Raw genomic sequence first — 18,848 nt, 5'->3', positions numbered from 1 at the left:
TATAAGACCGCACCGCGCTTGTTAGCGACCCGGCGCGCCATTAGATTAGCCAATGATGTCTGGCCTCCAAAATAAGCAGAAGGGATAAGCATGGCGCTTACTGACCAGTCCACCCGTATCCGCTCTGGCGAAGAACTCGATGCCAGCCTGATCGATCCTTACCTCAAGGCACATATTCCGGGTCTGACCGGCACCCCGCAGATCAGCCAGTTCCCCGGCGGTGCGTCGAACCTGACCTACCTGCTGGAATACCCGGGACAGGAATTTGTTCTGCGCCGGCCGCCGTTCGGTCACAAAGCCAAGTCCGCTCACGACATGGGCCGTGAATTCCGCATCCTCAATCAACTGCGCGACGGCTTCCCGTACTGCCCGAAAGCCTACGTGCACTGCACCGATGAATCGGTGATCGGCGCCGAGTTCTATGTGATGGAACGGGTCAACGGCATCATCCTGCGCTCGGAGCTGCCGGCAGAGCTGGAGCTGGATTCGGAAAAGACCGAAGCCCTGTGCAAGAGCTTTATCGACCGTTTCGTTGAACTGCACCGGGTCGATTACCAGGCCTGTGGCCTCGGCGATCTGGGCAAGCCTGAAGGCTACGTCGCCCGTCAGATCAAAGGCTGGAGCGAGCGCTACGAAAAAGCCCTGACCCCGGACGCACCGCACTGGGAAGCGGTCAAAGCCTGGCTCAACGAGAAGATGCCGGCCGACCACCCGAACTCCAGCATCGTCCACAACGACTACCGCTTCGACAACGTGATCCTCGATCCGAACAACCCGATGCAGATCATCGGTGTGCTCGACTGGGAACTGACCACGCTTGGCGATCCGCTGATGGACCTCGGCAACACCCTCGCCTATTGGATACAGGCCGACGACCCGGCACCAGTGCAACTGATGCGCCGTCAGCCGAGCCACGCACCGGGCATGCTGACCCGCCGCGAGTTCGTCGATTATTACGCCGAGCGCTCAGGCATCCAGATCGACAATTTCGACTTCTACTACACCTACGGCCTGTTCCGTCTGGCCGGTATCGTGCAGCAGATCTACTACCGCTTCTTCCACGGCCAGACCCAGGACAAACGCTTCGCGCAGTTCATTCACATGAACAAACTGTTGGAGCAGATGAGCCTGCAGGTCATTGCGAAATCGAGCCTCTGACGGCCCACACCAAGGAACCCTTATGTCCAAGACTCAGTTGTTCGACCTCGATGGCAAGATCGCTTTCGTTTCCGGCGCCAGCCGTGGCATCGGTGAAGCCATCGCCAAACTGCTGGCCCAGCAGGGCGCGCATGTGATCGTTTCGAGCCGCAAACTCGACGGTTGCCAGCATGTGGCAGACGCGATCATCGCCGCCGGCGGCAAAGCTACTGCTGTCGCCTGCCACATCGGTGAAATGGAGCAGATCACCCAGGTGTTTGCCGGGATCAAAGAGCAGTTTGGTCGCTTGGATATTCTGGTGAACAACGCCGCGACCAACCCGCAATTCTGCAACGTGCTGGACACCGATCTGGGCGCGTTCCAGAAGACCGTTGACGTGAACATTCGCGGCTACTTCTTCATGTCCGTTGAAGCCGGCAAGCTGATGCGTGAAAACGGTGGCGGCAGCATCATCAACGTCGCTTCGATCAACGGTATTTCTCCGGGCATCTTCCAGGGCATCTACTCGGTGACCAAGGCTGCGGTGATCAACATGACCAAAGTCTTCGCCAAGGAATGCGCGCAGTTCGGCATCCGCTGCAACGCCTTGCTGCCGGGCCTCACCGATACCAAATTCGCCTCGGCGCTGGTGAAGAATGACGCGATTCTGAAGCAGGCGCTGACGCAGATCCCGCTGAAGCGCGTGGCCGATCCGAGCGAAATGGCCGGTGCGGTGCTGTACCTGGCCAGCGATGCGTCGAGCTACACAACCGGTGTTTCGTTGAATGTGGATGGCGGTTTCCTGTCCTGATCGCTTTTCGCGGATAACAAAACGGCAGCCTCAGGGCTGCCGTTTTCATTTGTAACACCGACAGGACCTTCGCAGAATTTTCGTTCCACACATTGCAATTAGAGAATTTATATTCCATAAATAGCCTTCCTGAAAACAATATTCCAAAAAGGGTCCCGGCTATGCGTGAACTCGGTATCGGTCTGATCGGCACAGGTTTCATGGGCCGTGCCCATGCCCTGGCGTTTCGCAATGTCAGCGCAGTCTTCGAATTGCCGCTCAAACTCAACCTTGCGGCCCTCGCCGACGCCGACCCACAGCGCGCCCGCCATTGCGCCGATGCCTGGGGCTTCGCCACCGCGCACAGCGACTGGCAGCAATTGATCGATGACCCCAAGGTCAATCTCGTCGCCATCACCACACCCAACCACTTGCACTACCCGATGGCGATGGCCGCCCTCGCCGCCGGCAAAGCGGTGTACTGCGAAAAGCCGCTGGCGGTGAACCTCGAACAAGCCACCGCCATGCGTGAAGCTGCCAAGAACGCGGGCGTGGTGACGCGGGTCGGTTACAACTATCAGCACAACCCGATGATTACCCTCGCCCGTGAACTGATCGAGAACGGCGAACTGGGCGAGATCATTAGTTTTCAAGGCGAATTCAGCGAAGACTTCATGGCCGACCCCACTTCGCCGTGGTCATGGCGTTGCGACCCGAACCACGCCGGAGGCGCACTGGCGGACCTCGGCAGCCATTTACTGTCGATGGCCCGCTACCTTATCGGCGAAGTCGAAGCCGTCTGCGCCGACACCCAGACCGTGCACAGCCAACGCCCGGAGTCGCCCGGCAGCACGGTGCTGAAACCCATCGCCATCGACGATCAAGTCCACGCGCTGCTGCGATTCGCCAATGGCGCGCGCGGCACGTTCAGCAGCAGTTGGTTGAAGCACGGTTACAAAAATCACCTGAGTTTTGAAATCAGCGGCACTCGCGGCACGTTGGCATTCGATCAGGAGCGCCTGAACGAACTGCGCCTGTTCCGCGCCGGGCAGGATGGTTTCCAGCGCCTGCTGGCCGGGCCGAACTTGCCGGGTTACGCAGCATTCAGCCCGGCACCGGGCCATCAGCTCGGCTACAACGAACTGAAAACCCTTGAAGTGCATGATCTGATCATGGCTTTAGCGGGCGACAGCCGAGGCGGCACCGATTTCGAACAAGCCTGGGCCGTCGAACGGCTGGCCACAGCGATTCGCCTGGCTGCACGGGAACAGCGTTGGGTCAGGATCGAGGAAGTGTAACGTTCAGGCACCGATAACCTTCGGCAACTGCCAGCCGAAATGCACCGAGAGCAGGCGCAGCAACAAACACGCAGCGCCTGCCAGCAACGCCGCCGCCACCGGCGACACGCCTAGGCGTCGGGCAATAACCAACACCGCCGCGCCAAAAAACGCCGAGCTGGCATACAAATCAACCTGCAACACCACCGGCACCCGCGCCAGCACAATGTCGCGAAGCACCCCGCCACCGACGCCGGTAATGGTGCCCATCAACATCGCCACAAACGGCGTGATACCAAAATTCAACGCCTTCTGCGCCCCGGCCACGGCAAACAACGCCAGCCCCGCCGCGTCCAGCACAATCAACGTTGAACCGGACCAACCCAGCACCTGCTCATGAAACACAAACGCCAGCCCGCCCATGGCGAAGGCCAGCACCGGATAACGCCAATCAGATACAGCATTGGGCGGCGCGGCACCGATCAACAGATCACGCGTGACTCCGCCGCCGAGCGCAACAATGAAGGCGATCACCATCACTCCGAGCAAGTCGAGCTGACTGCGCATCGCCGCAATCGCCCCTTCGACGGCAAACACCGCCACGCCGACGAGATCAGCCACCAACACAACCCGCTCGACCCGACTCCTCAACGAAGCAACGCCAACACTACTGCGTCACACAGCGCGTGGTGGTGGTGACCCGCGTCACCTGACCATCAGGGCCGCGCATCTCACCCAACACATCAGTGTTCTCAAGCGTCTGACAAATACGCACCGGCGGCGGTGGCGGCGCAGCAGGTGGAGGCGGCGGCGGACTTGCACAACCGCTCAACAACACCAGACCGAAGACCAACGACGACGTCGAACACACGCGTTTCCCAAGACTGTTCATAGGCTGACCCGCGATAAATGGAAGACAAAAATCCGCGCCTGCCCACGCAGAGGACTGGATGCGGAAAACGTGACCACTCATTCCTTATAGCCCAGTCGCCTGCAAGTGCCAGTGGAATGGAGATTGGATTGGGTGGGAGCTGTCGATTTCGGGGGGTGGTGGCTTAGGGTTTGTGGATATTTGATAAGGTTTGAATGACAGGAAGGTCATCTTCGCGAGTAGGCTCTCTCCCACATGATTGGGGTACATCTGATAGAAAATGGTTGGCTGTCAGGCCGTCTTCGCGAGCAGGCTCACTTCCACATGATTGAGGTACATCTGATAGAAAATGGTTGGCTGTCAGGCCGTCTTCGCTGGCAAGCCAGCTCCCACAGGGATTGAGTTTACCCGCCAGAGATTGGTCGGCTGGCAGGCCGCCATCGCGAGCAGGCTCACTCCCACAGAAAAACAAAAGCAAAGCAGCCCCGCGCCGCTTTTAACCACTCACAGGATGAGCGTTAGCTCGGCTGTGCTCTTGATCTTGATCTTGATCCACATGGCCCCATCGGCAGGCTGAGTGGAGGGATTCATCCGGGGGTGGGCGCGCAGCGCCGTTCGACGAAGTCGAACAGATCGAGAGGAGGTGCAGCGAAGCAAACCGTAGGCGATCCCCCCGGATGAGTCCCGGAGCGAAGGAACCCCGAGCCCCAGCGAGCGGGCCGCACGCAGGGGCCCAGACCTTTGCTTCCTTTGGGCTGGGCCGGCACTCCGGCGTTTGCCAAAGGGAGTCGCTGTAAAAGCGAAACCGCCAGCCGCAGCTACCGAAGCAACGGATATACCCCCAAACCCGCAAGAACCTGGTCGGCCCAAAGGCCGCCAAGGACAACCAACATCAAACCAAACCCGAATCCGTAGACCGCAAAGAATTACTCCCCAACTCATACCGCAACTCATCAATCAAGGCATCCACCGCCTCAGGCGTACGCAGCGAACCCAAATCCAAGCCGCTGATCACCAAATCAACCCGCCCAGACTCAGGATCAAAAAGCTTCACCGTCAACGAATGCTCCCCAGTGACAAGACACTCACAGGCAAGCGGTGCAAAACTGCGCTCAAGCTGGCTACGCAACTGCGCCAGATTAATCATTGGAGCTGTTCCTTTAGCAACATCGAAGGGCCACGATCCCAAGCCAAAGACTCGTATCGCACCTCACCAGCCTAAGAACTGCCCCACCCCACAAAAACCTCCATTTGCACCTTGCCAGCTAGTGCATTTGCACCCTACCGTTGACCGGTTCGCCACTCCCCGGAAAACAACCCCCGCTCCCGAGCCCAGACAATCGCCTCGCTGCGACTGTGCACATCCAGCTTGGAATACACCGTCGCCACATGATTACGCACCGTGTTCGGCGCCAGTTTCAGCCGCGCCGCAATCTCCTTGTCCGCCAACCCCTCACAGATCAACCCCAGCACATCACGCTCGCGCGCCGTCAGATCGGTGAACGACACACTCGGCAGCTGCGGCGAATTGACCTTCTTCACATTCGCCAGCTTCTCAATCAACGTACGACTGAACCACGAAGCATCCTTCATCACCTCTTCAATCGCCGCCACCAGCTCCAGCTCAGTGCGCTTGCGCTCGGTGATGTCCATCAGCACCAGCAGATAACAGGTGGTGTCCTGAATATTCACCGTATCCGCCGACACCGCGCACTCAAGCAAACCGGAATCCTTCTTGCACACCCGTACATCGACCCGATCAACCCGGCCATTCTTTTCCAGCGCGGCCAGCAAACGCGTACGGGCCGCGTTGTCATCGATAAACCCTAGCTGAGTCACGGTTTTGCCCAGCACTTCCTCGCCGTCATAGGCCAGGGTATCGAGGAACGCCTGATTGACGTCGATCACCCGTTGCTCATCGGCGCTACAGATCACAATCGGCACCGGCGTCAGGCGAAAAGCCTTGGCAAAGCGCTCCTCGCTCTGCCGCAACGCCACCTCGGCCTTGTGCCGCAACTCCATATCGACGAAAGAAAACAACATGCATTGCTCATCATTGAGCTCCAGCGGCTGACCCGCGACGATCACTTGCTTGCTGCTGCCGTCCGGCAAGCGCAACTCAGCCTGCATCTGCGGAATGGTCGCTACGTCGCGCAGGCGCTGGATCGCCAGGTCCTTTTTCTCGGCGTTCTCAAGGATGTCGATTTCATAAGCCGAGGTGCCGATCACCTGATCGCGGGTATAGCCGGTCATCTCCAGAAACCCCGGGTTGACCTTGATGTAACGCAAGTCGCTCAGCCGACAAATGACCGCTGGCGCAGGGTTGGCGTTGAAGGTTTTTTCGAAGCGCTGCTCGGCGTTGGCCCAGTCGGTGACATCGCTCATGATCAGCACCAGCGACTCGGGCTGACCTTCGCGATCGGTCAAAACCATGCTGCGCACGCTGTGCACCCAAGTGCGCTCTGGGTCTTGCACCGGGGTCACTTCGATCAGCACATCACTGAAGACTTCGCAGCGGGCGACGCGGCTGATCGGATAGTTCTCCGGCGCCAGGGTGTGATTGTTGCGATAACGCAGACTGAAGCGCTCGGCGTACTCGGCGGCGTTTTTGCCCAAGTCACCGATCCGGCTGACAGCATGCATGGCCAACGCCGCTTCGTTGGCCCAGAGGATGCTCTGATCCAGCTCCAGCAAAATCACCCCGTCGGACAGCCCGGCGATAATCTGCTGCAACTGGCGACGATTGGTTTCGCGGGTCAGGACTTCCTGGCTCATTGGCTCTCCACAGGGAATACGCGTGTGAAGAGTACGACCGCAGCCGCCACTGATCGTGCCACCCATCAACTTCAGCAACACCTGCGATGCCCTGTGGGAGCTAGCCTGCTAGCGATTACGGTGCTTCAGTCGATATCTATCCTGAAGGAGACATTGATATCGCTAGCAGGCTAGCTCCCACAGGGGTTCAGGGTTGGCTGGCGCTTTCGACCAGTTCACGCAACGTATCGAGAAACAGCTTGAGCACCGGCGAAGCATCGTCGGCGCGATAGGTCGCATACAACGGCACCTCCGGCAGTGCCGGAGTCAGGCGCCGGAACACCAGCCCCGCCGGGGCCAGTTGCTCGATGGACGCCGGCAGCAACGCCACGCCAAACCCGGCACGCACCAGGCTAAGCAAAGTCTGCACCTCGATCACCTGCTGGCGGATCTGCGGCGTGAACCCGGCCTGAATGCAGCACTGATAGAGAAAATTGGCAAACCGCGACTGCTTCAGCTCCAGCGCCACAAACGGCTCCCGCGCCAGATCCGCAGGCGCCAGCACTTCACGTTGCGCCAACGGGTGATCCGCCGGCATCACCACATGGATCGGCTCATAGATCAGCAGTTCATTGCGCAACTGCGGATCGTCATAACCGACACGAAACACGCAGGCATCAATACGTTTTTCCTTCAACGCCTTGACCTGCGCCGCCGGGGTCATCTCGTGCAGACGCCAGTTGACCTGCGGATAACGCTCACGAAACAGATGCAAGGCCTTGGGCAGCACGCCGACCATCACCGAGCTGATCATGCCGATTTCCAGTTCACCGAGCTGCCCGCGACCGGTCTGTCGGGTCAGGTCCAGCGCCCGTTCGAGCTGTTCGAACACCAGCGGCGCCTGCTCCTTGAGCATCTGCCCCGCCGCCGTCAGCTCGACCCGATGATGGCTGCGCTCGAACAGCGGCGTACCGAGTTCCTCCTCCAGCAACCGAATCTGCTGGCTCAACGGCGGCTGGCAGATATGCAGCCGCTCGGCAGCGCGACCGAAGTGCAACTCATCGGCCAAAGCCATGAAGTACCGCAACAGGCGCAGATCCATGGCGGGTTATCCCAGGGTCAGAGGTGTCGAACGCTGGCGCACACCGGTCAGGCTGAACAGCGCATTGGCGATGGCCGGCGCCACCGAGGGACTGCCCAGCTCACCGACGCCCCCGGGTTTGCCCGGTTCGCCATCCAGTACCAGGATGTCCGTGGCCGGCATGTCCGACATGCGCGTGACGCGGTAATCGTGGAAGTTACTCTGCACCACCCTGCCCTGTTTGATATCGAGCCGGTCGAACAACGCATGGCCCAGCCCCCACATCAAACCGCCGTAAATCTGTTCTTCGACACCTCCCGGCGATACCGCCAGACCGCAATCGACCACACAGGTCAGCTTCTCGACTGTCGGTTTGCCATCCACCGTCGCAACTCGCGCCACCACCGCAATAAAACTGGTGTAACCCTGATTGGTGGCAATCCCCAGCGCCGTACCGGGCGGCAGCTGTTGGCCCCAACCGGCGCGCTCGGCAGCCTGTTTGAGCACCGCCACATGTCTCGGTCGTTCCTGCATGTTGGCCAGCCGGAAGGCCAGCGGATCTTGCCCCGCAGCAAACGCCAGTTCGTCCATGAAACTCTCCACGGCGAATACATTGGGAATGAAACTTACCGAGCGATACCAGCCACTCGGCACGTTGCTTTCGTGCTTGACCCAGTTGAGTTCCAGATGCGGTGGACGATAGGCAAAATCCCATGCGGTGATCGCTTCAGTGGTGCTGTAATCCATGTGATCCGGGCGCTCGAAATAGCCCGGCTCCCACTGCTCCGGCGAGGCCGGCGACACCGCATGCAGTTGCAGCGCAGTGAGTTTGCCCTGCGCATCCAGCGCGCCTTTGGCCCGATGCAGGGTCGCCGGATGGTTGAACAACGCGTGCATTTCATCTTCGCGGCTGTTCAGCAACTTGACCGGCACACCGGTTTGTTGCGCCAGATACGCGACTTCGAACAACCAGTATTTGGCCTCCCGCGCACCGAAGCTGCCGCCGGATACCAGCTCATTGATTGTGACTTTGTCCTTGTCGATTCCGCACACGGTTTGCGCCGCTTCCAGCGCGCTGGATGGCACCTGAACCCCGCCCCAATAGGTGATCGCCTTGTCCTTGACCTGCGCGGTAATGCAGATCGGTTCCAGCGGGTTTTGCACCTTGTACGGCATGGCGTAATCGGCTTCGATCAGTTTCACGGCGTTCGGCCATTGTCCTGCGACATCGCCGTTGGTCATGGCTTTGACGGTTTGGATCGAAGGATCGCTGATCGCTGCGGCCTGGGCCTTGGACAGCTCTGAGCTGTCGAAACCGGCCAGCGCCGAATCGCTCCACTTGATCTCAAGCACCTTGCGCCCCTGCTGCGCCGCCCAGAAGGTATCGGCGAGCACCGCAACCCCTTCCAGATTGCCGCCGAGTACGTCCGGACGACCGGGAATCGCCAGCACTTTGCGCACCCCCGGCACCTGCAATGCGGCAGCCGAATCCACCGCGAGCACTTTGCTGCCAACCACCGGCGCACGTTGAATCACCGCCACCAACATGTCCGGCAATTGCACGTCGATGCTGTACTTGAAGCGTCCGCAGACCTTGGCCGCCGCGTCACGTTTGTGGCGCAGCTTGCCGATGTACTTGAACTGCGCCGGGTCCTTTAGCGTGACCTTTTGTGGCGCCGGCAGATGCGCCGCAACGCCGACCAGTTCGCCGTAACCGAGGCTGCGCTTGCTCGATGCATGCAGCACGCGACCGTCTTCAGTGGTGCAACTGTCGGGGCTGACTTTCCACTGTTTGGCCGCCGCCGCGATCAACAGCGCCCGCGCCGTGGCGCCGGCCATGCGCAGGCGATCATATTCCAGCGAAACACTGGTGCTGCCGCCCGTGGAGAAGACTTTCCAGATCGGATGAATGTAGGTTTCGAAGAACGGATCTTCCGGGGTGATGACCTGCACGGTCATCGGATTCACGTCCAGTTCTTCAGCGACGCACGCGGCCAGCGCGGTCTGGGTGCCGGTGCCGGAATCGTGTTTGTGCACCACCAGTTTCACGGTGCCGTCGGGGAAGATGCGCACCCAGGCATTGGGCTCGAATTCCGTTGCCGGCGCTGGGGCTTTCGGGTCGGTCGCGGCCATGCCGGATGGCAGGTACAAGGCAATCGCTAATCCTGAAGCAACGGTCGCAGCCTGCTTCAAAAACACCCGGCGCGGCAGTTCGATCCGGGTCTCGTCGAGGATGCTCATCAAGCCTCCTCCGGCGCATTGGCCGCGCGTTTGATCGCTTTGTTGATCCGTCCATAAGTGCCGCAACGGCAGATATTGCCGGACATGGCGTTGCGGATCGAATCATCGGTTACCGCCGCTCCGGTATTGAGCAACGCGGCGGCGGACATGATCTGCCCCGATTGACAGTAGCCGCATTGCGGCACATCTTCGGCGACCCAGGCCAGTTGCAGCGGATGGCTCTGAGTGGGTGACAAACCTTCGATGGTGGTGATGCTGTGGCCATCGACCGCCGCCACCGGCAACTGGCAGGAACGTACCGCGACACCGTCCAGGTGCACGGTGCAGGCACCGCACAGGCCCATGCCGCAACCGAACTTGGTACCGGTGAGTTTCAACTGATCGCGCAACACCCATAACAAGGGCATGGCGGGCGATGCCTCGACCAGCTCGCGTCGTTCGCCGTTAACCGTGAATGTAATCATTGTCAGGCTCCAAAAGAGCGGCCCGTCTATATGCGGGCCTGGTGACCGATTATTGGAACCCCGCACAAAACCCGGCCAGCGACGATTTCTGCCAACCGCTGTAAGCAGGACTAACAACATGTACAAGCGATACCCGTCGGTGCAGTCCATGAGCGCGTTTATCCATGCAGCGCGCAGCGGCAGTTTCTCCAGCGCTGCGCGCAAACTCGACCTCACGCACAGCGCCATCAGCCAGCAGATTCGCTCGCTGGAAGAATTCATCGGCCAGCCGTTGTTCGTGCGTGAAGGTGGCGGCAGTAACCTCACCGATGCCGGGCAGTTATTCGCCAGCGTGCTTTCGGATGGTCTGGCGCAGATCGACCGGGCGTTGTCATCGGTGAAAAACCGTAGCGTCGCGCAACGCCTGACGCTGGATGTGGACAGTGAACTGGCGCAGAGCTGGCTCAATCCGCGCCTGCCGGAACTGCTCGATGGCTTGCCGGATTACGAGGTGACGATGCTGTCGATGCCGCGCAGTGATCGCAGTACGTTCGAGCGCGTGGATCTGGCGTTGCGCTACGGTTATGGCGATTGGGATGACTGCGAGATGACGCAAATTTGCGGCGACCGGGTGCTGGCAGTGGCTTCGCCTGAGTTGCTTGAACGCTACGGTTTGCAACTGCCGCTGAGCCCGGCGCAGATTCTTGAGCTGCCGCTGTTGGGGTATACGCGGCGCTCGTGGATTCCGTGGCTGGATGCGGCCGGTATGCCGGCGGTTGAGCCGCCAGCGCGGATCATTTTCGACAACGCGGCCAATTTGATTGCCGCTGCCGAGGCTGGCGTCGGTGCGGGACTGGTACGCGGATTACTGGCGGCCGATGCCTTGCGCAGTGGACGGTTAGTGGCGTTGAACGAGGCGCAGATTGCCGCGCACTACAACCTCTACGCGGTGTGGCCGCATGGGCAGGCCGAGCGGGTGGCGCCAGTGGTTGAGGCGATCAAACAGTTGGCCCTGCATACACAACACTGACGCCATCGCTGGCAAGCCAGCTCCCACAGTGGTCGAGTTGTTAATCCGATCTGTGCCACAACACAAAAACTGTGGGAGCCGGCTTGCCAACGATGAGGCCCGACGGGCCAACACAAAACCATATCCCTGAAGTATCACCACCCCGCCCAATTAATATTGTACGAACCCAACCCCTCTTTCCAATACTCGTCCTCAGCAGCCACCCACCCGGGCCGGATGCGAACAGGCGAGGGAATGCGCGAATCCTGCGCATAGAAATGGCCGATTGCCCGGGACGTGGATGCTGTGAGCCGCAAGGCTCCCTTCCCCGCTATCAGGAGATCGACTGCAATGATCATCGATATCAGCTGCTATCCCACCGATCTGGTGGACCTCGCCTGGAGGCATGACGGTGACCCGTTCACCGGCGAGCGTCTGCTGGAGATGATGGATGGCCCGTACATGGTCAACGGCAAGCCTCGCCGCATCGACAAAGCCTTCATCCAGCCACCGCAAGGCAACACCATTTACACCTGGACCGACGGCGACCTGACCGGTCGCGAATCGATCGACGCCTACATGGCCTACACCCTGAAAATGGTCCAGACCTACCCGGATCGGTTCATTGGCTGCTTCGTCTACAACCCGCGCTGCGGCGTGGAGAACGGCGTCGAAGCCATCGAGCGTTACGTCAAGGAACACGGTTTCGGCATGGTGCAGATGCAGGCCAACATGCATGCCTACCGGCCTGACCGGGCACTCGACTGGGTGCGTCCGTGCTTCGAGAAATGTGCCGAACTGGGCATTCCGGTCAAGCTGCACACCGGCGACGGGCCTTACAGCATCCCGTCGGAATGGGTGCCGATGATCAAGGAATTCCCTAACGTCAATTTCATCATGGCGCACTTCGGCGTGCAGACCGGCGGCGTCTACGTGTTCGAACCGATGCAATGGGCGATGGAGCTGCCCAACGTCTACTGCGAATCCGGCTGGTGCCTGCAATCACGAATCGTCGAGTTCGCCAAGGTCCTGCCGACCCACAAAATCCTCTTCGGCACTGACACCCCGCCGAACGAACCGGGCATGTGGCTGCGCCTGCTTGAAGTGCTGTGTCATGAGCCGCCGCAGGGCCTGAACCTCGACGAGGACACCCTCGAAGACTATCTGGGCAACAACACCGCGCGAATGATCGGCCTCGAACCTACCGCGCCGCCCCGTTCCGTTTCCGAAGCAGAGGCGCAACTCAAGCGCCCCGTCACCACCCAATTGGCCAGGAGCTGAACCGATGATTATCGACACCCATCTGCACCCCACCAATCTGGTCGACGAGGCCTGGCGCCACACCGGCGAACCGTTCACTGGCGAGCGCATGCTCAAGCTGATGGACGGCCCGTACATGATCAACGGCAAACCGCGCCGCATCGACATGGGTTTCATCCAGCCGCCACCGGGCAACACTGGCTATCGCGACGGCAACCGCCGCGGCCGTGAGGGCGTGCGCGACTACATGTCGTACATCGCCGAGCTGTGCATGAAGTACCCGGACCGCTTCATTGGCAACTTCAACTTCAACCCGCGCTGGGGGCCGGAAAACGGTGCGGCAGAGCTGGAATTCCACATCAAGGAATACGGCTTCAAGATGCTCAAGCTGCACGCCAACATGCACGGCTATCGTCCGGATCGGGCGCTGGACTGGCTGCGTCCGGCGATGAAAGTCTGCGCCAAGTACAACATTGTGGTGCTGATCCATACCGGTGACGGCCCGTACACCATTCCGACGATGTTCTACCCGATCATCCGCGAGTTCCCGATGGTCAATTTCATCATCGGCCACTTCGGTATTCAAACTGGCGGCAACTACTCGTTCGAAGCGTTCTGGATGGCGATGGACACGCCGAACGTGTACTGCGAATCCGGCTGGTGCTTCCAGTCGCGGATCGTCGAGTTCGCCAAGGAACTGCCACGGAACAAGATCGTGTTCGGCACCGATTCGCCGCCGAACGAGCCCGGCATGTGGCTGCGTGAACTGGAGGTGTTGTGCTCACCGGCGCCGCAGGGGTTGGGGATTGATGAGGATCATCTCGAAGACTACCTGGGCAACAACATCGCCAGGTTGTGCGGGATTGAACCGACCCCACCGCCGAAGGATCTGGCCGAGGCGGATATACGCCTGACCACCACGTACTTGTAGCCAAACACAGAACCTGTGGGAGCCAGCCTGCTGGCGATAGCGGTGGATCAGTCGCCCTCATCGCTGAATGACACACCGCTATCGCCAGCAGGCTGGCTCCCACAAGGGGGCCGTGTTCAACACAGAGCAACACAGCGACTTTACAGGCACGAAGATGACCCGGCGTTCGCTCGACCGGCAGGCCAACGGCTTGTCGAACGAATGCCGCCCTCACCCCTGCGTGCCTGCTTTTTACGAGGTGAAACCATGACCCGTTCGACGCTCGGCGACACGCAGGACTTTCACGTTTTCATCGACGCCTATCGCCGTGAGTATCCGGACGATGTGCTGACCATCACCCAAGCTCTTTCTGCCGATCAGGACGTCACCGCCCTGGTCGATGCCCTCGCCGCACAGGGCCGCGATCCACTGTTGATCTGCGAAAACGTCGGCGGCCTCAAAGTGCCGGTGGCGACTAATCTGTTTGCCTCCCGCACTCGCATCGCCCGCCTCTTTGGCGTCACCCCGGCGCAGTTGCACGAAACCTTTCAGGCCCGCGCCAATCAGCCGATCCCGCCGCGTTATGTGGAAACCGGGCCGATACTCGATCAAGTATTTGAAGGTGAATCCCTCGACCTGGCGCTGCTGCCAATGCTCAAGCATTTCGACAGTGATCGCGGCCCGTACATCACCAACGCAATCATCATTGCCGAAGATCCCGTCACCGGCATCGCCAACATGAGCTACCACCGCTCGATGCGCCACGCCCGTCAGGCCCTCGCCACCAGCCTGCATTCGCGTGGACATCTGTGGCGGATGCTGCAAACCGCCCGTGACCGCGGCGAAGAATTGCGTGTGGCGATGGTGGTCGGTGCGCACCCGTTGTTCATGCTGGCTGCCGCTGCACGCTTGCCGTTCGGCAGTGATGAACGCGCCGTAGCCGGTGGCTTGTTCGGCGCGCCGCTGGAACTGGTCAAGACTCCGCGCTACGGCATCGGTGTCCCCGCTTACGCCGAGTTTGTTCTGGAGGGCGCCATCGACCCGGCGGCCTATGCCGAGGAAGGCCCGTTCGGTGAATTCAGCGGTTATTCCTCGGATCGCTCGACCAACAACGTGCTGCGCGTCGACACCCTGTTGCGGCGCAAGGATGCTTGGCTGGTCGATGTGATGGGCGGACGCTACGCCGAACACCTGACGCTGGCGCGGCTGCCTCGCGAAGCGGAAATGAGCGAGAAGCTCAAGGCGCGTTTCCCCGCCGTCACCGCCGTGCATTACCCGAATTCCGGGACGCATTTTCATTGCTACGTCGCACTGGATCAAAGCCGCGACGGCGAAGCGCGGCAGATCATGCTCGCCCTGCTCGGCTGGGACCCGTACCTGAAAACCGTGATCGCGGTGGACAGCGATATCGACATCAGCGAGGACAGCCAGGTGCTGTGGGCACTGGCCACGCATTTCCAGCCGCATCTCGATATGTTCATGATCGACGGCTTGCCCGGCAGTCCGCTCGACCCGTCGTCCTCGGTCAACGGCACCACCTCGCGCATGGGCCTGGATGCCACTCGCGGTTCGGGTTTTGACGGGATCAAGGCGCAACTTGATCAGGATGTGCTGGAGCGTGCGCGCCACCTGATCAAGAGTCTGCAAGCGTGAACCGCCAGCGGATGGTGGTCGGCATCAGCGGTGCGTCCGGCTTCATCTACGGCGTGCGTCTGCTGCAATTGCTCGCCGAACTCGACATCGAAAGCCACCTGATCGTCAGCCGTGCCGCGCTGCTGACCATGGCTCACGAAACCGACTACAAACTGGCCGACGTCACGGCGCTGGCCAGCCATTACCACCGCGCCGACGATGTCGCTGCCGGAATCGCCAGCGGCTCGTTTCGCTGTTTGGGCATGGTGGTCGCGCCGTGCTCGATGCGGACGCTGGCGGAGATCGCCACCGGCACCTCGTCGGGACTGATCGGCCGCGCCGCCGACGTCACTCTCAAAGAACGCCGCACCCTGGTGCTGATGGCCCGCGAAACGCCGCTGACCCTCGCCCATCTGCGCAACATGACCGCCGTCACCGAGATGGGCGGGATCATCGCCCCGCCAGTGCCGGCCTTCTACGCCCGCCCGGAAAACCTCGGTCAAATGGTCGACCACAGCCTCGGCCGCGTCCTCGACCTGTTCGGCCTCGATGCCGGCACCGCGCGCCGATGGAGAGAACACCCAGAACCCTGTGGGAGCGAGCCTGCTCGCGAAAGCGGCCGTTCAATCGGCATCACCGCTGAATGACACACCGTCATCGCTAGCAGGCTAGCTCCCACAGTTGATCGCACTCCGACAAAACAGGTAAGGAGCTCCAGATGAACACCCCATTCAATGCCCCAACCCGGAACACCAAAATCCCGGTCACCATCCTCACCGGGTTCCTCGGTGCCGGTAAAACCACGCTGCTCAACTACATCCTCAAGGAGAACCACGGGCGCAAGATCGCCGTGATCGAAAACGAGTTCGGCGAGGTCGGCATCGACGGCGACCTCGTCCTCAGCTCCGAAACCGAAGAAATCTACGAGATGGTCAACGGCTGCGTGTGCTGCACCGCCGAGGTTCGCGAAGATCTGGTGCGCATCGTCCGTGAACTGGTGGCGCGCCCGGTGCGACTCGATCACATCCTGATCGAGACCAGCGGTCTGGCTGACCCATACCCCGTCGCGCAGAGCTTTTTCATCAATGATCCGATTGCCGACGAAGTCGAACTCGACGCCATCGTGACCATGGTCGATGCCAAGCACATCGCCCAGCATCTGGAGGATCTGCAACTCGATGGCGTCGATAACCAGGCCGTGGATCAGATCGTCTGTGCCGACCGCATCGTCATCAACAAGGTCGATCTGGTCAGCCCTGAAGAAGTGGAAACCCTGCGCGGCAAGATCCGTGGATTGAACGCCACGGCGGATCTGGTGACTTCGACTCACGCGCAAATCGACCTGACCAAGATCCTCGGCATCGGCGCCTTCGAAGCCACGCAGAAGCTGATGGAAATCGGCGCCGAACACGACCATCACGCCGACGAACATCATCATGAACATGACGAACCCGACCACGCACACGACCCGAGCGTGTCGTCGGTGGGCATCGCCGTGGACGGTGCGGTGGACCTGATGGCGTTCCATCGCTGGATCAGCGAGTTGCGCGTGGCGCAGGCGGACAACCTGTACCGCATGAAAGGCGTGCTGGCGGTGGCCAACGAAGACCAACGCTACGTGCTGCAAGGCGTGCACAGTCTGGTGGAATTCCGGGCTTCGACCGCATGGGGCACGGAAGCACGTTCCAGCAAAATCGTGTTCATCGGCCGCGACCTGGATCGTGCGGCGCTGAATCAAGGCTTTGCCGCCTGCCTCGCAGGCTGAAACAAGGCATCGGAGCCGGTGGATGGCGGCTTCGCAGCACGAATGACTGATGCCAAACAACCTGCAGGAGTGAATTTTTGTGGCGAGGGGATTTATCCCCGTTGGGTTGCGCAGCACCCCCAAAACCTGAAATCGCGGAGTGTCAGACACGCCGAAATCATAGGGTTTGCGACTGCTACGCAGCCGAACGGGGATAAATCCCCTCGCCACAAAGGCTCACTCGTGCAAAGGATCGTCGAAGCTCCCTGGTTCGCAGGCATCAGAACGAATACCCCTCTCTACCGCATAAAAACAGCCAGAGGTGTTTCCCCATGTCGTCAGCCACTCCTTCCACCACCGTCCATCCCGTCGACCGCGTTCTGCCGGTGCGACAGATGCTCACCCTCGGCCTGCAACACATGGCCGTCTCGTACATCGGCGCCATCGCCGTGCCGTTGATTGTCGCCAGTGCCTTGAAAATGTCCCACGCCGATACCGTCGTGCTGATCAGCACCACGTTGTTCTGTTCCGGCATCGCCACACTCCTGCAAACCGTCGGATTCTGGAAATTCGGCGTGCGTCTGCCGATTCTGCAAGGCGTGGCGTTCAGCAGTGTCGGCCCGGTGATCGCCATCGGCAGCAACCCCGACGTTGGCTTTGCCGGGGTCTGCGGAGCGGTGATCGGCGCCGGGATCTTTACCATGTTGATGGCGCCCTTCGTCGGTCGATTGCGGCGATTTTTCCCGCCGGTGGTGACCGGTTGCATCGTCACCGTGATCGGCTTGCAGCTGTTCCCGATTGCCTATGAATGGGTCGGTGGCGGACGCAATGCGACTAACTTCGGTGCCCCGGCGTTTCTTGCCGTTGCGGTGGTGGTGTTGCTGACGATTCTGCTGGTCAACCGCTATGGCAGCCCGCTGCTGCGCAACATGGCGGTGCTGGTGGGGATGCTGGTCGGAGCCGGTCTGGCGTATGGCCTGGGCATGGGTAACTTTCACAGCGTCGAAGATGCACCGTGGCTGACCGTGCCCTACCCGTTCTACTTCGGTTTGCCGACATTCAGTCTGGTGCCCATCGCAACGATGGTGGTGGTGATGATCGTGCAGATGGTCGAGTCGATGGGCCTGTTCGTGGCCATCGGCGACATCGTCGACAAACCGGTGGAAGACAAACAGGTGATCAACGGCCTGCGCGCCAACGGACTGGCCAGCACCATCGCCGGGATGTTCGCCGCGTTTCCGTTCATTGCCTTCATGGAAAACGTCGGCCTGGTGATCCTGACCGGCGTGCGCAGCCGTTGGGTAGTCGCGGTCAGCGGCTTGCTGATGTGCTCGATTGCGCTGGTGCCGAAGGCCGGGGCGATCATCGCCTCAATGCCGACCGCAGCCCTCGGCGGCGCCGGTATCGCGATGTTCGGCGTGGTCGCGGCAGCCGGGATTCAAACCCTGGCCAAGGTCGATTACGAACGCAATCGCTACAACGTGCTGATCGTCGGTTTCACCATCGCCGCCGCGCTGGTGCCGGTCCTCGCACCGACCCTGTTCAAACAAATGCCCGAGTGGTCACAGCCGTTCCTGCACAGCAGCGTGGTCATCGCTTGCCTGGTGTCGGTGCTGCTCAACGCGGCGCTCAACGGCGTCAGCGTGCCAGAAACCACACCCGGCAAATCCGCTTCACACATCCTTTGACTGGAGCCTGC

17 protein-coding genes are annotated in these 18,848 nt (G+C 60.6%); 10 read left to right on the top strand and 7 right to left on the bottom strand.

All coding sequences use genetic code 11. From position 1 onward, the window contains the following. The first annotated feature begins 90 nt into the window (after positions 1 to 90). From ACTWLJ_RS18760 to ACTWLJ_RS18750, 3 genes are all read left to right on the top strand, one after another. Positions 91 to 1,158: a phosphotransferase family protein gene (locus ACTWLJ_RS18760; RefSeq protein ID WP_445177939.1), complete on the top strand. Its 1,068-nt coding sequence runs from the start codon at positions 91 to 93 to the stop codon at positions 1,156 to 1,158. A gap of 22 nt (positions 1,159 to 1,180) precedes the next feature. Continuing rightward, entirely contained in the window at positions 1,181 to 1,948 is a 768-nt protein-coding gene (locus ACTWLJ_RS18755) for an SDR family oxidoreductase (protein ID WP_401219654.1), read from the top strand. 161 nt (positions 1,949 to 2,109) lie between these two features. After that, positions 2,110 to 3,225: a Gfo/Idh/MocA family protein gene (locus ACTWLJ_RS18750; protein ID WP_445177938.1), complete on the top strand. Its 1,116-nt coding sequence runs from the start codon at positions 2,110 to 2,112 to the stop codon at positions 3,223 to 3,225. A 3-nt stretch (positions 3,226 to 3,228) separates the two neighbouring features. Here the strand turns inward: ACTWLJ_RS18750 and ACTWLJ_RS18745 are convergent, their stop codons facing one another. From ACTWLJ_RS18745 to ACTWLJ_RS18715, 7 genes are all read right to left on the bottom strand, one after another. Beyond that, complete coding sequence (locus ACTWLJ_RS18745; RefSeq protein WP_401219649.1) at positions 3,229 to 3,825, bottom strand: trimeric intracellular cation channel family protein; 597 nt, start codon at positions 3,823 to 3,825, stop codon at positions 3,229 to 3,231. Positions 3,826 to 3,871: 46 nt separating this feature from the next. Beyond that, complete coding sequence (locus tag ACTWLJ_RS18740; protein ID WP_445177937.1) at positions 3,872 to 4,096, bottom strand: hypothetical protein; 225 nt, start codon at positions 4,094 to 4,096, stop codon at positions 3,872 to 3,874. An 871-nt stretch (positions 4,097 to 4,967) separates the two neighbouring features. Further along, positions 4,968 to 5,222 (bottom strand): DUF1652 domain-containing protein, encoded by a 255-nt coding sequence (locus ACTWLJ_RS18735; RefSeq protein ID WP_445177936.1) that lies wholly within the window; start codon positions 5,220 to 5,222, stop codon positions 4,968 to 4,970. 134 nt (positions 5,223 to 5,356) lie between these two features. Further along, positions 5,357 to 6,850, bottom strand: coding sequence for a helix-turn-helix transcriptional regulator (locus ACTWLJ_RS18730; protein WP_445177935.1), 1,494 nt, complete (start codon positions 6,848 to 6,850; stop codon positions 5,357 to 5,359). 187 nt (positions 6,851 to 7,037) lie between these two features. Further along, positions 7,038 to 7,931 (bottom strand): LysR substrate-binding domain-containing protein, encoded by an 894-nt coding sequence (locus ACTWLJ_RS18725; RefSeq protein WP_445177934.1) that lies wholly within the window; start codon positions 7,929 to 7,931, stop codon positions 7,038 to 7,040. Between the two features lie 6 nt (positions 7,932 to 7,937). Beyond that, positions 7,938 to 10,151 (bottom strand): molybdopterin cofactor-binding domain-containing protein, encoded by a 2,214-nt coding sequence (locus ACTWLJ_RS18720; protein WP_445177933.1) that lies wholly within the window; start codon positions 10,149 to 10,151, stop codon positions 7,938 to 7,940. Further along, complete coding sequence (locus tag ACTWLJ_RS18715; RefSeq protein ID WP_445177932.1) at positions 10,151 to 10,615, bottom strand: (2Fe-2S)-binding protein; 465 nt, start codon at positions 10,613 to 10,615, stop codon at positions 10,151 to 10,153. The genes ACTWLJ_RS18720 and ACTWLJ_RS18715 overlap by 1 nt, the downstream gene beginning before the upstream one ends. A 118-nt stretch (positions 10,616 to 10,733) precedes the next feature. Between ACTWLJ_RS18715 and ACTWLJ_RS18710 the strand changes: the two genes are divergently transcribed. The 7 genes from ACTWLJ_RS18710 (at position 10,734) to ACTWLJ_RS18680 (ending at position 18,837) form a co-directional block, all read left to right on the top strand. After that, positions 10,734 to 11,624, top strand: coding sequence for a LysR substrate-binding domain-containing protein (locus ACTWLJ_RS18710; protein ID WP_445177931.1), 891 nt, complete (start codon positions 10,734 to 10,736; stop codon positions 11,622 to 11,624). Positions 11,625 to 11,954: 330 nt separating this feature from the next. Next, positions 11,955 to 12,884 carry an amidohydrolase family protein gene (locus ACTWLJ_RS18705; protein ID WP_445177930.1) on the top strand — a complete coding sequence of 310 codons (930 nt, stop codon included), beginning with the start codon at positions 11,955 to 11,957 and terminating at the stop codon, positions 12,882 to 12,884. Between the two features lie 4 nt (positions 12,885 to 12,888). After that, positions 12,889 to 13,794, top strand: coding sequence for an amidohydrolase family protein (locus tag ACTWLJ_RS18700; RefSeq protein WP_008081961.1), 906 nt, complete (start codon positions 12,889 to 12,891; stop codon positions 13,792 to 13,794). Between the two features lie 246 nt (positions 13,795 to 14,040). Beyond that, positions 14,041 to 15,426: a UbiD family decarboxylase gene (locus ACTWLJ_RS18695; RefSeq protein WP_445177929.1), complete on the top strand. Its 1,386-nt coding sequence runs from the start codon at positions 14,041 to 14,043 to the stop codon at positions 15,424 to 15,426. 11 nt (positions 15,427 to 15,437) lie between these two features. Then, positions 15,438 to 16,052, top strand: a complete 615-nt coding sequence (locus tag ACTWLJ_RS18690; protein ID WP_445181370.1) for a UbiX family flavin prenyltransferase — start codon at positions 15,438 to 15,440, stop codon at positions 16,050 to 16,052. A gap of 71 nt (positions 16,053 to 16,123) precedes the next feature. Continuing rightward, positions 16,124 to 17,170, top strand: a complete 1,047-nt coding sequence (locus tag ACTWLJ_RS18685) for a CobW family GTP-binding protein (protein WP_445177928.1) — start codon at positions 16,124 to 16,126, stop codon at positions 17,168 to 17,170. A 311-nt stretch (positions 17,171 to 17,481) separates the two neighbouring features. After that, positions 17,482 to 18,837 (top strand): nucleobase:cation symporter-2 family protein, encoded by a 1,356-nt coding sequence (locus tag ACTWLJ_RS18680; RefSeq protein ID WP_445177927.1) that lies wholly within the window; start codon positions 17,482 to 17,484, stop codon positions 18,835 to 18,837. Positions 18,838 to 18,848: the final 11 nt, after the last annotated feature.

Source organism: Pseudomonas sp. McL0111, assembly GCF_052567255.1.
This window is presented reverse-complemented; position numbering and strand designations above follow the sequence as displayed.

Coding starts and splice junctions, on each gene's coding strand:
- ACTWLJ_RS18760 (WP_445177939.1), top strand. CDS start 91: ATGGCGCTTACTGACCAGTCCACCCGTATCCGCTCTGGCGAAGAACTC.
- ACTWLJ_RS18755 (WP_401219654.1), top strand. CDS start 1,181: ATGTCCAAGACTCAGTTGTTCGACCTCGATGGCAAGATCGCTTTCGTT.
- ACTWLJ_RS18750 (WP_445177938.1), top strand. CDS start 2,110: ATGCGTGAACTCGGTATCGGTCTGATCGGCACAGGTTTCATGGGCCGT.
- ACTWLJ_RS18740 (WP_445177937.1), bottom strand. CDS start 4,096: ATGAACAGTCTTGGGAAACGCGTGTGTTCGACGTCGTCGTTGGTCTTC.
- ACTWLJ_RS18735 (WP_445177936.1), bottom strand. CDS start 5,222: ATGATTAATCTGGCGCAGTTGCGTAGCCAGCTTGAGCGCAGTTTTGCA.
- ACTWLJ_RS18730 (WP_445177935.1), bottom strand. CDS start 6,850: ATGAGCCAGGAAGTCCTGACCCGCGAAACCAATCGTCGCCAGTTGCAG.
- ACTWLJ_RS18725 (WP_445177934.1), bottom strand. CDS start 7,931: ATGGATCTGCGCCTGTTGCGGTACTTCATGGCTTTGGCCGATGAGTTG.
- ACTWLJ_RS18720 (WP_445177933.1), bottom strand. CDS start 10,151: ATGAGCATCCTCGACGAGACCCGGATCGAACTGCCGCGCCGGGTGTTT.
- ACTWLJ_RS18715 (WP_445177932.1), bottom strand. CDS start 10,615: ATGATTACATTCACGGTTAACGGCGAACGACGCGAGCTGGTCGAGGCA.
- ACTWLJ_RS18710 (WP_445177931.1), top strand. CDS start 10,734: ATGTACAAGCGATACCCGTCGGTGCAGTCCATGAGCGCGTTTATCCAT.
- ACTWLJ_RS18705 (WP_445177930.1), top strand. CDS start 11,955: ATGATCATCGATATCAGCTGCTATCCCACCGATCTGGTGGACCTCGCC.
- ACTWLJ_RS18700 (WP_008081961.1), top strand. CDS start 12,889: ATGATTATCGACACCCATCTGCACCCCACCAATCTGGTCGACGAGGCC.
- ACTWLJ_RS18695 (WP_445177929.1), top strand. CDS start 14,041: ATGACCCGTTCGACGCTCGGCGACACGCAGGACTTTCACGTTTTCATC.
- ACTWLJ_RS18690 (WP_445181370.1), top strand. CDS start 15,438: ATGGTGGTCGGCATCAGCGGTGCGTCCGGCTTCATCTACGGCGTGCGT.
- ACTWLJ_RS18685 (WP_445177928.1), top strand. CDS start 16,124: ATGAACACCCCATTCAATGCCCCAACCCGGAACACCAAAATCCCGGTC.
- ACTWLJ_RS18680 (WP_445177927.1), top strand. CDS start 17,482: ATGTCGTCAGCCACTCCTTCCACCACCGTCCATCCCGTCGACCGCGTT.